General features: G+C 57.4%; 12 protein-coding genes. 2 read left to right on the top strand and 10 right to left on the bottom strand.

The window, feature by feature from the left end; all coding sequences use genetic code 11:
* Positions 1-53: 53 nt before the first annotated feature.
* The 3 genes from gcvPB to gcvH all read right to left on the bottom strand — a co-directional run bounded on the left by gcvPB (position 54) and on the right by gcvH (position 3,398).
* Positions 54-1,508, bottom strand: coding sequence for an aminomethyl-transferring glycine dehydrogenase subunit GcvPB (gene gcvPB / locus K9N21_14270; GenBank protein MCF8145079.1), 1,455 nt, complete (start codon positions 1,506-1,508; stop codon positions 54-56).
* Between the two features lie 144 nt (positions 1,509-1,652).
* Entirely contained in the window at positions 1,653-2,993 is a 1,341-nt protein-coding gene (gene gcvPA / locus K9N21_14265; GenBank protein MCF8145078.1) for an aminomethyl-transferring glycine dehydrogenase subunit GcvPA, read from the bottom strand.
* Entirely contained in the window at positions 2,994-3,398 is a 405-nt protein-coding gene (gene gcvH / locus K9N21_14260; protein MCF8145077.1) for a glycine cleavage system protein GcvH, read from the bottom strand. It abuts the gene before it with no gap.
* Positions 3,399-3,767: 369 nt separating this feature from the next.
* Between gcvH and gcvT the strand changes: the two genes are divergently transcribed.
* Entirely contained in the window at positions 3,768-6,422 is a 2,655-nt protein-coding gene (gene gcvT / locus K9N21_14255) for a glycine cleavage system aminomethyltransferase GcvT (protein MCF8145076.1), read from the top strand.
* A gap of 79 nt (positions 6,423-6,501) precedes the next feature.
* On the opposite strand, the gene K9N21_14250 is transcribed toward gcvT, so the two are convergent.
* The 6 genes from K9N21_14250 to K9N21_14225 form a co-directional block, all read right to left on the bottom strand.
* A complete protein-coding gene (locus K9N21_14250; protein MCF8145075.1) occupies positions 6,502-8,916 on the bottom strand; it encodes a penicillin acylase family protein in 2,415 nt (804 codons plus the stop codon).
* Positions 8,917-9,028: 112 nt separating this feature from the next.
* Positions 9,029-9,955, bottom strand: coding sequence for a hypothetical protein (locus K9N21_14245; protein ID MCF8145074.1), 927 nt, complete (start codon positions 9,953-9,955; stop codon positions 9,029-9,031).
* 8 nt (positions 9,956-9,963) lie between these two features.
* A complete protein-coding gene (locus tag K9N21_14240; GenBank protein ID MCF8145073.1) occupies positions 9,964-10,692 on the bottom strand; it encodes a hypothetical protein in 729 nt (242 codons plus the stop codon).
* A gap of 66 nt (positions 10,693-10,758) precedes the next feature.
* Entirely contained in the window at positions 10,759-10,932 is a 174-nt protein-coding gene (locus tag K9N21_14235) for a DUF1573 domain-containing protein (protein MCF8145072.1), read from the bottom strand.
* 158 nt (positions 10,933-11,090) lie between these two features.
* Entirely contained in the window at positions 11,091-12,677 is a 1,587-nt protein-coding gene (locus tag K9N21_14230; GenBank protein ID MCF8145071.1) for an FG-GAP-like repeat-containing protein, read from the bottom strand.
* Positions 12,678-12,785: 108 nt separating this feature from the next.
* On the bottom strand, positions 12,786-13,034 hold the full coding sequence (locus K9N21_14225; GenBank protein ID MCF8145070.1) for a cytoplasmic protein: 249 nt from the start codon (positions 13,032-13,034) through the stop codon (positions 12,786-12,788).
* Positions 13,035-13,245: 211 nt separating this feature from the next.
* Here K9N21_14225 and mce point away from each other — a divergent pair, with 211 nt between their 5' ends.
* Positions 13,246-13,653 (top strand): methylmalonyl-CoA epimerase, encoded by a 408-nt coding sequence (gene mce / locus K9N21_14220; protein ID MCF8145069.1) that lies wholly within the window; start codon positions 13,246-13,248, stop codon positions 13,651-13,653.
* Between the two features lie 11 nt (positions 13,654-13,664).
* Here mce and infA read toward each other — a convergent pair whose 3' ends face one another.
* Complete coding sequence (gene infA / locus K9N21_14215; protein ID MCF8145068.1) at positions 13,665-13,880, bottom strand: translation initiation factor IF-1; 216 nt, start codon at positions 13,878-13,880, stop codon at positions 13,665-13,667.
* Positions 13,881-14,174 lie beyond the last annotated feature (294 nt).

Here is a 14,174-nt window from a genome sequence, read left to right as displayed (position 1 = left end):
CTGCAAGCGGTCCGTCCAGGGAGTTCAACGGATTGGTGTCAGGACCATTCCACCTATCCTGCCAGACACGGTTTCCGGGCTGCGGTGGTCTCGTCGAGCCGGCGGACCTTGCATTTGCGGGGGGCATCGTGCAGCAGGTCCGGATCTGTTTTGGCCTCCTGAACAATGGCCTTGAACGCGTCGATATAGCTGTCGATATCCTCCTTGGATTCGGTTTCCGTCGGCTCCATCATGATGGCCCCCGCCACCACCAGCGGGAAATAGATCGTGGGCGGGTGATATCCGTAGTCCATGAGCCGTTTGGCCATGTCGAGGGTGGTGACATGGTGCTGGGCCTGGTGCTTGTCGGAAAATACGCATTCGTGCATGCAGGGCCGGTCATAAGGGAGATGGAGGGTGCCCTTCAGCATCTCCTTGATATAGTTGGCATTGAGCACGGCCAGTTGGCTGGCCTTTTTGAGGCCTTCCGGTCCCATGGTGCGGATATAGCTGTAGGCCTTGAGCATGACGCTGATATTGCCGTAAAAGGCCTGAAGCCTTCCGATGGCGTCGGGCCGGTCTTCCTCCAGGGCATAGCCGCCGCCTCGCTTCACCACCCTGGGGACGGGCAGAAATGGCTCCAGCTCTTTTTTGACGCACACCGGGCCGGAACCCGGGCCCCCGCCGCCGTGGGGCGTGGAAAAGGTCTTGTGGAGGTTCAGGTGCATCACATCCACCCCGATCTTCCCCATCTGCACCACCCCCATGACCGCATTCATGTTGGCACCGTCGCAATATACCAGCCCCCCTCTCGAATGGACGATCTCGGCGATCTCGAGGATATTTTCCTCAAAGAGCCCCAGGGTGTTGGGGTTGGTGACCATGATGCCGGCTGTGTCGTCGTCCATGACCGCTGCAACCGCTTCGGCGGAGAGGATCCCCTGCTCATTTGACGCCACGGCCACGGGCCGGTATCCGCACAGGGCCACACTGGCCGGATTGGTGCCGTGGGCCGTGTCCGGGACAATGATCCGGGTGCGCTGGGCCCCCCGCTTCTGGTGCCAGGCGTGGATGAGGAGCATGCCGGTCAGCTCCCCGTGGGCCCCTGCGGCCGGCTGGAGCGTGGCCGCGTCCATGCCGGTGATCTCCATAAGATACTGCTCCAGATCGAACATCATCCGGAGCACCCCCTGGGAAAGGGCGTCGGGAATCAGGGGGTGGGCCCCGGCAAAGCCCGGAAGGGCGGCCTGGCGTTCGTTGGTCTTGGGATTGTATTTCATGGTGCACGACCCTAAGGGGTACATCCCGGTATCCACACCAAAGTTCCATTGAGACAGGCGGGTGTAGTGGCGCACCACGTCCACCTCGCTCAGTTCCGGAAAGTCAGGCCCGTCGCCCACAAGACCGGGGTCCAGGGGAGATGCCTCCACATCCCGTCTGGGGAGCGAAAATCCGCACCGTCCAGCTTTCCCCTTTTCCCACAACAGCGGTTCGTTCAGAATCAGTCCTGTGGTGCCCAATGAATCCATCATGATATCACCTCTCTAAACCGGGAAAAATATGCTCACACAAAGACACCAAGGCACGAAGATTCTGTAGTTGTCAGAATTTGATATTTTCTTCTTTGTGGGCTTTGTGGCTCTGTGTGATAACAAATTGCAGCCCGTTCATCTTCAATTCAGTGTCTTTGTTAAGATGCCGACAAAGGCATCCATCGCCTCTCTGGATTTGGTTTCTGTCACGCACAAGAGATAGTGGCCGGCGGATTCCGGGTAAAACGGCTTGAGGGCAAGGCCTGGAATCATTTTTTGGGTCAGCAGGCGTTCATAGGTCCTGTCAAATCCCTCTGGAAATTCCACCACAAATTCATTGAACGAGGGCCGCTCAAAGGGGATGGTGAACCCGGCCTCTTTCAGGCGGGCTTTGAGATACTCCGCCTTGTCGTGGTTGAGGCCTGCCAGTTCCCGGATCCCGGTTTTTCCGAGAGAGGCCATGTACATCACAGCGGCCAGGGCGCAGAGGCTGTTGTTGGTGCAGATATTGGAGGTGGCCTTTTCCCTCCGGATGTGCTGCTCCCGGGTGGCAAGGGTCAAAACGAATCCCCGCCTCCCCTCCAGATCTTTGGTCTGGCCCACCAGGCGGCCGGGCAGTTTGCGCATATGGGTCTTGCTGCTGGCGATCATTCCGAGGCCGGGGCCCCCATAAGAAAGGGGTATTCCCAGGCTTTGCCCTTCGCCGCAGGCGATGTCGGCACCCTGACTCCCCGGACTTTTCAGGAGTCCGTAGGCCAGGGCCTCGGTAAAGCAGGGAATAAACAGTGCGCCGGTCTCGTGGATCTGTCCCCCCGCCTCTTGAAGGTCCTCAATGCAGCCGAAAAAATTGGGCGACTGAATGGCGACCCCGGCCAGGTCATCGATCCGTTCCAGTCCACCAAGATCGGTCGTGCCGTCGGGGAGATAAGGAAGTTCCACCACCTCATAACCGGTGGGCTCGAAGTAGGTCTGAACGGTCTGTCGGTACAAAGGATGGACCAGGCGGGACACGGCCACCCGTGTGCGGCCGGTCACCCGAACGGCCATGAGCAGCGACTCGGCCAGGGCCGTGGCGCCGTCGTAGTGGGACGCAGTGGCCACCTCCATGCCCATAAGCCGGGCCGCCAGGGTCTGATACTCGTAGACGGCCTGAAGGGTCCCCTGGCTCATTTCAGGCTGATACGGGGTGTAGGAGGTCACAAATTCGGACCGGCCCAGGAGATAGGATACGGATGCCGGGATAAAATGCTCATACCTTCCGGCTCCGATAAACGTCTGGTATCCCTGCCCTGCCGCCATGCCTCCGGCAAGAACCTCCATATGGTCGTTCAATTCCCACTCACTCAGGGAATCCGGGAGATTCAAGGGGGTCTTTACACGGCAATCCTCAGGGACGGTTGAAAAGAGATCATCCAGATGATCCACACCCACCACCTGAAGCATGGCCTGGATATCTTCATCGGTATGGGGCAGATAGTGCATTTACGCCGCTCCTTTCAGCTTTTCGAGGCACGCCTCGGCCGTCATAAGGGTGTCCCACTCCGATATATCGTCCGGGCTCACCTCCACAAACCAGCCGTCCCCGTAGGGGCTCTGGTTCACCAGTTCCGGGGCGTCCTCCAGGGCCTTGTTGACCGCGGTGATTTTTCCGGAAACCGGAAGGTAGCACTCCACCACGGCCTTGACCGATTCTACGGTTGAGAATTCAGCCCCTTTCTTAAACGCAGCCCCCACCTGGGGCAGTTCCACAAACACGATATCGCCCAGCTGGTCCTGGGCATAGTCGTCCAGGCCCACCCGGACCGTGTCCCCTTCGATTCTGGCCCATTCATGGTCTTGTGCATACCGGAGATCGTCCGGCAGGTTGAGTTCACTGATTTCCTTCATGGTGGTTTCTCCTCGTTGCTGGTTGCCGGTTACTGGTTACTCGTTGCTCGTTAGATGCGGGTTGCCCCGGTTCAAAAAGGCTGCAGCTGGGCGTTCTGTTGCCGACCCCATGCCCTGACGGGCACACTACAAACAGGGGGCGTACCAGCGCCTGATTGAGGTCGCTTTCAGCTTTGAGCTTTCAGCCAAGCCTCTTCCACCGCTTTTCAGTTGAGATTGTTTACCATATCATTCCCATAAAATGCAATTGCCAAGGCCGCCCTTTTCTCCTGTTGACGAAATTTGTCAGGCCTGATATAGCAATTCCAGCCTTGACACGGCCTGCCCCAAGTTCCCTTCAAGGGCATTCGACGAATAAGGAGAGAATCCATGACCGAACTGAAAAAAACGCTGTTCCACGATCGACACGTGGCCTTGGGCGCCAAAATGGTGGAATTCGGGGGCTGGGACATGCCCGTTTTGTATCCGACCGGCATTATTGGAGAACACCTGGCCACCCGGAAGGGGGCCGGACTCTTTGACGTATCCCATATGGGCCGGTTCATCGTCCGGGGCAAGGGGGCCCTCAAATTTCTCCAGCATGTCCTCACCAACAACGCAGAGGCCCTCGACATCCGGACAGCGGGCGCCCAGTACACCCTCATCCCCACTCCCACGGGCGGGGCCGTGGACGACGCCTATCTCTACCGGTTTGTGGAGGAGGAATATCTGTTGGTGGTCAATGCAGCCAACCGGGAAAAGGACTGGGATCACCTGGTCCCCCTGTCAAGGGAATTTGATGATGTGGAATTGACCGACCAGAGTGAAGGGATCGTCATGCTCGCCCTTCAGGGACCCCGGTCCCGCGCCCTGATGGAAGAGATCATCACGGCGGGTCGCCTTCCTGAACCGATGCGCAATGCGGTCAGCCAGGTGACCGTTTCCGGCGCCTTGGTAAAGGTCTCCAGAACCGGATATACGGGCGAACCCCTCTGCTTTGAACTCTTTGCCGACCGAAAGGACGGACTTATGCTGTGGGACCTGATCCTGTCCAGGGGCGCCACACCCATCGGTCTGGGGGCCCGGGATACCCTCCGCCTGGAGGCAGGACTCCCCCTCTACGGCCACGAACTGGGCCACGACCGTGACGGCAGGGAGATCCCTGCCATGGCCTGCCCCCTCTCCAGATTCGCCGTGAGCTTTTCCCCGCTCAAAGGGGACTTCATCGGGAGGGAGGCCCTGACCCGGCAGCAGGCCGCCCTCAAGCACATCCTGTCCGGGGATTTTTCCACCATTCAGAACCTCCCCCGCATGATCCGGCACCTGGCCGTCATCGGCCGGGGAATCGCCCGGGAAGGGGCCACGCTCTTTAAGGGGAACAAGGAGGTGGGATATGTGACCAGCGGGACCGCGGTCCCCCTCTGGCGCGTGGAAGGGGAAGGCCTCGAATCCAGACTGGTCGAGGAGCATGAACTCCGTTCCATCGCCCTCTGCTACATTGACAGCGATATCCCGGATGCCGAACGCCTCTCTGTGGAGATTCGCGGCAAGAGGGTGGATGCCGTGGTGGTGCCGTTTCACATGCGGTCGGAGGCCCCCCCCTATGCCCGGCCCATCCTGTTGGATTATTCACCGGCAGGGCATGACCTTCCTTCCAACGACCGGCCGTCCCTGGCTAGGCGGCTTATGGAAAAGGCCGTCCGCAACACCGTATGGCGGCAGCAGGAATGCATCAACCTGATCCCCTCTGAAATGACCCTCTCCCCCATGGCCCGCCTCCTTTCGGTGATGGACCCGGCCTTCCGCTATGCAGAGCATAGAAAATCCCCGGCCTTCTACCAGGCGGACATCTTTTATTACCAGGGGACCCGGTTCATCGGTGAAGTGGAAGAGCTGGTGGAAAGAGAGATGAAGGCCTTTTTAGGGTGCGGGGAGGTGGAGACACGGCTCATCAGCGGTCAGATGGCCAACACGGCCGTGTTCAGCGCCATGGTGGACTACCTCAACCGGGCCGATCGCAAACAGGAGCCGAGACGGATCCGTCAGGTCATGAACAACCATATCGGTAAGGGGGGCCACTTGAGCGCCCAGCCCATGGGGGCCTTGAAGGACTATGTGGCCCGGGATCCCCGGACCGAGAGACCGGCAGTGGTCAACTTCCCTGTCCTCGTTGACAACCCCTTTCGGATGGATGTCCCGGCCACCCTGAAACTGATCGATCGCTACCGGCCCGAACTCATTATCTTCGGCAAGAGCATGATCCTCCATAAGGAACCGGTGTCGGAGATCCGGCAGTTCCTGGACGATCAGGGGATCCCGTCCATCGTGATGTACGACATGGCCCACGTACTGGGTCTCATCGGTCCTCACTTTCAGGAGCCCTTTGCCGAGGGGGCGGACCTGGTCACCGGCTCTACCCACAAGACCTATTTCGGTACCCAGCGGGGGGTGGTGGGCTGTGCTTTCGAGGAACAGGATGAGCGATACCCCCTCTGGGAGTCTCTCCTGAGGCGGGCCTTTCCCGGATCCGTGTCCAACCATCACCTGGGAACCCTCCTGGGTCTCCTTATGGCCGCCTATGAGATGAACCATTTTAAAGATGCCTATCAACCCATGGTCATTGCCAATGCCAAGGCCTTTGCCCGGGCACTCAAGGAGACGGGGCTGGAGGTGGCCGGGGACCCGGACATCGACTTCACCGAGACCCACCAGGTGGTGGTGGATGTGGGGTACAGCCGGGGGCCGGAGATTGCAGACCGTCTGGAGGCCAACAACATCATCTGTAATTACCAGGCCAATACCGACGAGGAAGGGTTCACCGCCTCCGGGGCCCTCAGACTGGGGGTATCGGAGATGACCCGGTTCGGCATGGCGCCTGCGGATTTTCAAGCACTCGCCCAGTTGATGCATGATGTGATTGTCAACAATGCCGGCGTGTTGGATCAGGTCCTGAAGTTACGGGAGCAATTCCGGGAATTGAGGTTCTGTTTTAAGGGCGATGAATACGAAGACCTGATCCAGGGACTGCACCAGCTCATTGCGTAGCGCAACGAACAGCCCTTTCTCAGCGGACCGAACACCCCGGACGATTTGGGATGTGCAGCTTTTTATCTGACCTGTCCTGCTAACGCTTTTCAGCCTTCAGGTGAAGCGTGGAGCGGGTATGGTCATCGATGGCGGCGTCGCTGAACCACCAGTACAGCTTGTCGCCGTTCATGAATGCCCCCACCTGATCCTTCTGGTGAGGATTGAACTGACGTCCGGTGACACCCCCCGGAAGCACGGCCGCCACCTTCTCATCCTGGGACAGGTCCGCCACCATGCGGAGGGAGGCCGAATGGGTCACCCCGAAGGGGGCCTCCAGATCGTACCATCCCCTGTTGAGGGTCTCCCCGGATCCGCCGGCGGCCATGGGACCTGATCCCAACAGCCCTTTACCCGGCCCCTTTCGCCGCAACGGACTCACCAGTTCAAGGGTGTGAATCCTGCCCCACAGCCAGTCCTCCGGGTCCTTGCCCAATTCCGGCGTCAACTGGGAGCGGGTCATCTGACCGGCCGTGTGGAACAGATCGCCGGCGGTTTCCACCCGATCCGATGTCCGCTGATCATCGAACCAGGGGGAAGATCCCTCGAGCACCATCCGCTCCAGGCGCTCCTCCCAGAAATACCAGTTGTTGAGGAGGGTCATGACGGTTTCGGGACCCAGCTCGTCTTCGAATACCCGTCTCGCGAAATTGATGTAGGTGGCCTGGAAAATGGTTGGGGCCGCCAGGTCCGGCCGGTCCATGAAGTTCCATCGGGCCAGTATGTCTCCCATCTCCCGGGTGTCCTCATGGGCCTGAAGTCCCTTTGCCATAATCGGGGCTACGGCCCGGGCCATGAGGTTCTTCACGTCCCTCTGATACTGCCAGTGATCGTCCACCGTTCTTTTTCCGGGATCGGCCATGAGTTCCTTGAGCCTGCGGTATCGATAGGAGGGGGAAAAGTACGAAGAGTAGTAGTAGGGGTAATCGTGGGGGACGGTCTTGTGATTGCAGGTTCCCAGCCAGCCCTTCTCAGGGTCGTCCGCGTGGGGCATCAGAGACTGGGGTATCCAGCCCTTCCAGTTGTCTTCACCGTCTTTTACCACATGGGGAAGGGTCCCCTGCCCAGGCCCCCGCACCGGGATCCTGCCCGACGCCCGATGGCCGATATGGCCGTTCTTGTCGGCAAAGACCCAGTTCAGGCAGAGCATGGGAAGCTGTTTCAATGCCTCGTGGATCTCCTCGGTCGATTGTGCCGTGAGAATGGAAGACAGACCGATGGTGGAGAGCATGGATTCGGCCGGGGCCCATCTAAGGGTGACCACCCGGTCGGTCTTGAGATCCGGAAAGACGTCGGACACCACAGGCCCCCGTTTCGTCATTCGAATGCGTATTTTCTCCTCGCGAAACCCTTGGGGGGCCTTTTTGTCTTTGATCCGAAGGGTTTCCTCGATAACCTGAAAAGGTTCGGACGCGCTCCCTTCCAGATACCGGTCCGGGGATGCGGGATCCACGGTCTCCACGTAAAGGTCCTGCATGTCCCCGTAATTGTTGGTCATGGCAATGGCAACGTGATCGGTCCGGCCGATGGCCATGCCGGGAAGACCGGGAATGGTGGCGCCCACGGCCCGGATGTTCGGGGTGACGATACCTACAGGATACCATACGCCCGGGAGGATCCTGGCATCCAGATGGGGGTCGCCCGACAGAATGGGCCGGCCGCCTGCAGACATATCCGGACCGGTTACCCAGTTGTTGCTCCCGATGCAAAGTGGCAGGGGGGCGGTCAAGGCCTGAAGGGAGCGGCATTTCAATCGGATGTTGAAGGCGTTTTGGGGAAGATCGGGAATCCGGGTCTCCCCCGTGTCCCCCGGGCTGTCCGGATTGATATTGATGGGGAGGAGTTCCACCCCCTTCTCCGGTCCCACGGCCTCAAACAGCATCTGTGCCGTGATTTCGGTCTGGAGGTTGGCTGACGTGGAATATGCCATATAATAGAGGACAGAGAGGGAATCGCTCACCGTCCAAAGTTCGGGAGAGATACCGGACAGGGTGAACTCCATCGGCACATCTTCGGGACAGTTTTGAATAAAGGCATTCACCCCGTCCACATAGCTCTGAAAATAGGCCCGGGTATCGTCATCCAGAATCCCGGCCTGTTTCCGGGCGATGCGCCCCAGGCCGATGGTTCGCATGCGAATGTCCAGGTTCCGGGCGGAGGCCCCTGCCAGTTCGCTGATGCGGCCATGGGCCAGCAGTCGCGTGAGCTGCATCTGAAACAGCCGGTCCTGGGCCGTGACAAACCCCTGCCCCATGGTGGCGTCGGGAAGATCCCGGGCATAGATGAAGGCCATTCCCTTCTCATCCCGCTTGACCATCACGTCCTTTTCAAGACCGCTCAAGACCCGTTCTCCGTCTGTCTGATAATCGTTGAAACGGGGAAGCAAATAGAAAGCAAGCCCAACCCCCATGCCCAGCACAACGCCTGCCACCAGCAATCTTTTCAACCATTTCATTTATGTCGGGCCTCCCGTTGAATTACCGTTCTTATTTTTGAGGGGATGATCACCATCGGTGTCCGCCAGGCAGCCGGGCGCCATCTTTTGTGGCCAATGAGGGACAAGCGGATTATGGATCATGGTCACACTGACCGGGGCAGGGGCTTGAAGGCCCGGTTGACAGGTGGAATCTTTTTTCAAGGGCCTTTACTTTCTGGATTCTTCGGGGATCCAGGAAGGGACCGTATACCGGGTCATCCCTCCGGGGGGATCTGCTGGTAAGTTTTTCCTCCAAATGAAACAGGACGGCCATGGATTTATCGCACACCGGATAGCCCCGGTCATCGAGGGCCACACTCGGGCCGGGGGAAACATCGGAGATATTGTTGATGTCCACGAGCTTGATGTCCCCGGTCTTGGTGAGGAGAAGGTTCCCGACACCCGCAAGATCCGGAATCAGCCGGTGTTCCACAATCAGGTGTCTCACCCTTGAAACAAAGCCCCCGGCCCTGGTCCGCACCTCCTCGACCCAGTGCTCCCTTTCACGGGTCGGGTCCGGTCCGTGATTCGTGCGCATGCGGTCCAAAAGTCCGCTGAGGAGGCCTTTCCCCAGATCGCCCCACGGCTCCAGCACCTCTCCTGCAACGTACTCCTGAAGCCCGGCAAGGAGGATCTCCCATTTCTCCGGCCCCGAATAGTCCACCAGAAATTCCGATGGCCGGGCGATATGGTCCGGGGCGAGGGAGGCCTCGACGATCTTGACCCGCCGGATCTCTTCCCTCGCCTCTGTCAGGCCGTTGAACCTCCTCCTGAAGATCCGAAGCATCTTGAGGGGGACCGCCCTGGGAAACAGATACAACCCGTCCGCCAGCACCCCGCGGCTTTCCCGGGTCACATCCTCCGGATCCAGGACCTCCATGAGATGGGAACGAAGCCCTGCACGATAATGTCGCCTGAAGACATATTTGCCCGGACTCCGGATAAAATTCAGTTGCAGGATGTCGGCATGCGCCAGGAATGGCCGGTCCCGTATATCATCGGACCCTGGGGTTTCCATCGATTCCGCTAATCTGTGATACGGCCAGATACGCTGATCCGTATTTCCGGCAGGTCTTTACGATCCGTCTTTAAGAAAATGCCGTCGTAATACCGCCCCTTTTCGGTTTTCAGATTTTCGACCGTAAGCGTATAGATCTTTTTCCCGGAGTTTACGGATTCCTGAAGATCCCACTTGATAAATGTTCCGCTGTGGGCCTTGGTCTCGATGATGGAAAAGGGATAGCCGTCCCGGGGAACAATGGTGACCACCCCCTTGATCGATTTCCCGGCAGGTCCGTTAAGTACCAGGTGGCGAGGCTGAACAGCGGCAATCTGGAGGGGCCGGATATTTCCCGAAACCGGTATCAGGATTTCCTTCTGGATCTTGTCTGTGGTTCGGAGACGGATGATGTCATGGAATTGTCCCGCTGTTATCTTCGTATTTTCCACCACCAGGGTATAGATCTTGTCCCCGGTTGTTCCCTTTTCTTCGGTCAGGGTGAGACGGATGTGCTCTCCCCGATCCGCCTTTGCCGCGATGCTCTCAAACAGTCCCTTTGAGACGGGTGAGATCTTCACCGCAATCCTCAGGTTCTCTCCGACCTCGCCGTTCAGTGCGACCCTTGACGGGGTAACAATTGCCAACCTCTTGACCTCGCCCGTCACTGTGAGGCCCGAGACCGGATGCTGGTGATCGTTGGTATACACCGAGATCGTCTTCTTCAGGGTCCTTGCGCCATAACCGCTCGTATTCACCTTTACAGAAATTTTTCCCTCGCCGTCCGGCGGGATCTCCCTCGTGAAGGAGGCAACGACGCACCCTCACCCTCCCTCAACCCGTTTGACCTCGAGAATCGCTGTCCCTTTGTTCCGGATGACAAACTCATGCGAAACAGACGTCCCTTCAAATACAGCGTCGAAGGTATAGGCGGGTTCAGGGAAGGAGACCGACGCTGTCCCCGGGGTCTCCTCCTGGGCGCCGGAACCAAAGGTCACTAAAAAAACTCCTAAAATGCCGCAAAAAGCTGTAAAAACGCCTTTCTTCACTCTCATAACCCCTCTGATCCATCATGACATATATTTACAATTAACAATTTTACACCCCCGCCGGATGCCGGATCCGGATACCGGGTGCGGCATTACGGTCCCTTCATCTACTTGAGATCATACACAAGAAGTCGGCTCTGGGGCAGCCCTACAAAGTAGCTCTCGCTGGTGACGGAGGCCACGACGAGTTCCAGAAGACCGTCACCATCCAGATCGGCGACCTTGTACCCGACGGTTGTCCCCGACGTCTTAGGGGTCACCCAGTTCGTGAGAAGACCGGCACCGTCCCATTCCAGGAAATGGACCTTGCCGCTGCCGAACCAGCGGAGATCTCCGAATATGCGCGCCACCTTCGAGTGGTTCTGACAAATGACGATCTCCTGCTTTCCATCTTCGTTGACATCATACAGAAAAATGGGGGAGGGGATAAAGAGCCGTATCCCCGTGTGGACCATACGGTTGACATTGACATCCATATATTCCATATAGCTGATGCTCCCACCGAAATATTCATCGCTTTTCCACAGACGCTCCCCTTCCTGATTGTACACGATAAGATGCTCGTAGGGATCCAGAAGGGTCGTATATATCGCCCCCTTCCCTTCCAGGTCGCTCTGGACAAAATTGAAGACATTTGAATATCTCGGCAGTTTTAAAGGCTCGGTGGCGACAAACCCATTCCCCTCCCGTTTCAGTACATAGACATCTCCGATATACTTTCCCTCGGTTGACCGCTTCTGTCCCAGGAGCGTCTTGCCCCGTCCGGGGAGATCGACCACCCGGATCAGCCAGCTTTCCCTGCCTGTAATCTCTTTGAAGTTGTTGCCGTCCCATTCCAGGACAAAGGTGGACGCGTTCGAGGCGGTCAGGTTGCTCACGTATATCTCGTCCCGGCCGTCGCCGCTCAGATCGGCAATACTCACATAGATGAAATTGGGCGACCAGGTCCCCTTAACCTCCCTGAACAGAAGAAGCCTGTTTTTCCCCCACTTGTAGACGTACACCGTGTCTTTGTCGATCATTACCAGTTCCATCTTTCCGTCACCATCCACGTCCCCCACGTCCAGGCCCCGGATTTCCAGCTTATAGCGCTGAACATAAGACGGCCTGGTGCTTCCGGAGTCGCCCGTCCCGTCTCCCGTGGCGATAATCGGTCCGGAGGATGCCCGTTGCTCCTCATCGGCATAACGCTCCGGCCGGTATACCTCTTTCCCCGTAATCTTGGCGTTGATATCTTCGGCGAACTGGTTCACGGTGGGGATCACCCCGTCCATCCCTTTGGACTGGTCAAAGGCGGTAACCAATTCATCTGATTTGGCCACATCAAGGATTTTGGCATCGATGCTCACGCTCTCTCCAAAAACGGTGAGACTTCCCAGGATTACATAGTCGGCCCCCAGGGCACTCCCCACGCGCAATGCCTTTTCCTTATCCAAAGGGCCGGGCACCGCCTCAATCTCCTTTTGGACCACGCCTTTTTCGATAATCTGCACTTTTCCCTTCCAGGCCAGTCGCGAATTGAGCATATCCATGATCCCGGTCTGCAGGAAGCCGAGGTCACGGTCCGCGTTCATGGTAAAGGGGAGCACAGCGATCTTTTTCGGGGTCTCATCTGCAGAAACAGCCGCCTGGATGAGGGTGAACAGGGACAGCATCGCAAGGACGCCGAACAGGAGAGTTGTCTTTGTTTTCATGGAGCTCCTTCATTAAATGGGTATGACACCCTGGCCGGGCCTTGACACAGGGCTGCCTGTTTTTGATGCATATGGATATTAACGAGTAAAGATGACGCGATGGGCATCTCAACCCTTCAGGATGCCGTAAAACTGTCCGGAATGATCGACCTTGTCCCCCACCTTGGTGCCGCAGTATTTACACCGATATTCATATCTGTCACCGTCCGGCAGGACCAGGAGAAGGAATTTATTGACCGGAACCGCACGCCCGCAGTTGGGGCAGTAGAGTTCGGTGGCATCCAGTTCCCTGAAATGATCCGGGCGCGCCCTGGTTTGGGCAGGGGGACGTGCAAAGTCATACGGGCTGTCATTCATTGAGAAAACCTTGGATTTGATATTGAAGTTATGGTACGGTTGCTGATATCGCAGCTGAAAATTGTCCTATAATAATCATACAGGTCTGTAAAGGCAAGGGCTTTTAGCGATGGCTGTTAAACGGTTTGTGTGAGTTTCCATCGGAATCGGTGACCCCCTAGGGGATGGCGTCTTCTTGGGATCCGGCGGGAGAATCCGACAGGAGGAGATGATGAAGGTAAAGCATATTGATCATATCGGTATCGCCGTCAACGGCATTGAAGCTGCGGGCAAATTTTATACCGACATCCTCGGTCTTAAGATAACCGGGATAGAAAATGTCGCGGACCAGAAGGTGAACGTGGCGTTTATCCCGGTCACCGACAGCGAAGTGGAACTGCTGGAGTCCACCGATCCGGACGGACCGGTTGCCAAATATATCAATGCACGCGGAGAAGGGGTCCAGCACGTGGCCTTTCGAGTGGAAAATATCGATGAGGCTCTCGCGGAGCTCAAGGAAAAAGGGGTGCGCCTGATCGATCAAGAGGCTCGACGCGGGGCCGGGGGCGCAAGAATCGCCTTTATCCATCCCAAAGAAACCAACGGCGTCCTGGTGGAACTCTGTGAAAGAGATTCGTGAGAGGCAAGGGCTCAAAAACGGTAGGTGATTAATCCATGAGAGGTGTCGTAGGGTGAGACGCTGACCTGGACCTTGTCTCCAACCATGACCTTGATCCGGTGTTTCTTCATCCTCCCGGAAAGCACACCCCTTACGACCATATTGTTTTCGCATTGGATTTCCATGCTGCCGCCACCCAGGACCTTGGCGACGACTCCCTCTAACTGGATGAGATCATTTCGACTCAAGTTGCTCCTTTCTCGGCATGAAAGTCTTTAATAAAGATTGCCGATTTCGTTCTGATGCGTTAAAAGAGGTTTCCCCGCTTTCGGACGGCTGTCAGCAGTCAGGGAGAGTGTCTGTGAAGCCGCAGGATTCCTATTGCTCGCAGAAGGTTCATATGAAACTCTTACCATACCATTTTGTTTCCTGATGTCAATCAAATGTGCACTTTTTTTTGCCCTGACGCCCTGTTTTCATGTAAACATGGGATGGTGATTGCCGGATATCTGAAATTTGGTTTGTTTAATGGGCGTAATGCG

This window comes from Deltaproteobacteria bacterium (genome assembly GCA_021737785.1).
GTDB lineage: Bacteria > Desulfobacterota > DSM-4660 > Desulfatiglandales > Desulfatiglandaceae > AUK324.
This window is presented reverse-complemented; position numbering and strand designations above follow the sequence as displayed.

Excerpts from the sequence above, each read along its gene's own strand:
- gcvPB (MCF8145079.1), bottom strand. The coding sequence starts at position 1,508 with ATGGATTCATTGGGCACCACAGGACTGATTCTGAACGAACCGCTGTTG.
- gcvPA (MCF8145078.1), bottom strand. The coding sequence starts at position 2,993 with ATGCACTATCTGCCCCATACCGATGAAGATATCCAGGCCATGCTTCAG.
- gcvH (MCF8145077.1), bottom strand. The coding sequence starts at position 3,398 with ATGAAGGAAATCAGTGAACTCAACCTGCCGGACGATCTCCGGTATGCA.
- gcvT (MCF8145076.1), top strand. The coding sequence starts at position 3,768 with ATGACCGAACTGAAAAAAACGCTGTTCCACGATCGACACGTGGCCTTG.
- K9N21_14250 (MCF8145075.1), bottom strand. The coding sequence starts at position 8,916 with ATGAAATGGTTGAAAAGATTGCTGGTGGCAGGCGTTGTGCTGGGCATG.
- K9N21_14245 (MCF8145074.1), bottom strand. The coding sequence starts at position 9,955 with ATGGAAACCCCAGGGTCCGATGATATACGGGACCGGCCATTCCTGGCG.
- K9N21_14230 (MCF8145071.1), bottom strand. The coding sequence starts at position 12,677 with ATGAAAACAAAGACAACTCTCCTGTTCGGCGTCCTTGCGATGCTGTCC.
- K9N21_14225 (MCF8145070.1), bottom strand. The coding sequence starts at position 13,034 with ATGAATGACAGCCCGTATGACTTTGCACGTCCCCCTGCCCAAACCAGG.
- mce (MCF8145069.1), top strand. The coding sequence starts at position 13,246 with ATGAAGGTAAAGCATATTGATCATATCGGTATCGCCGTCAACGGCATT.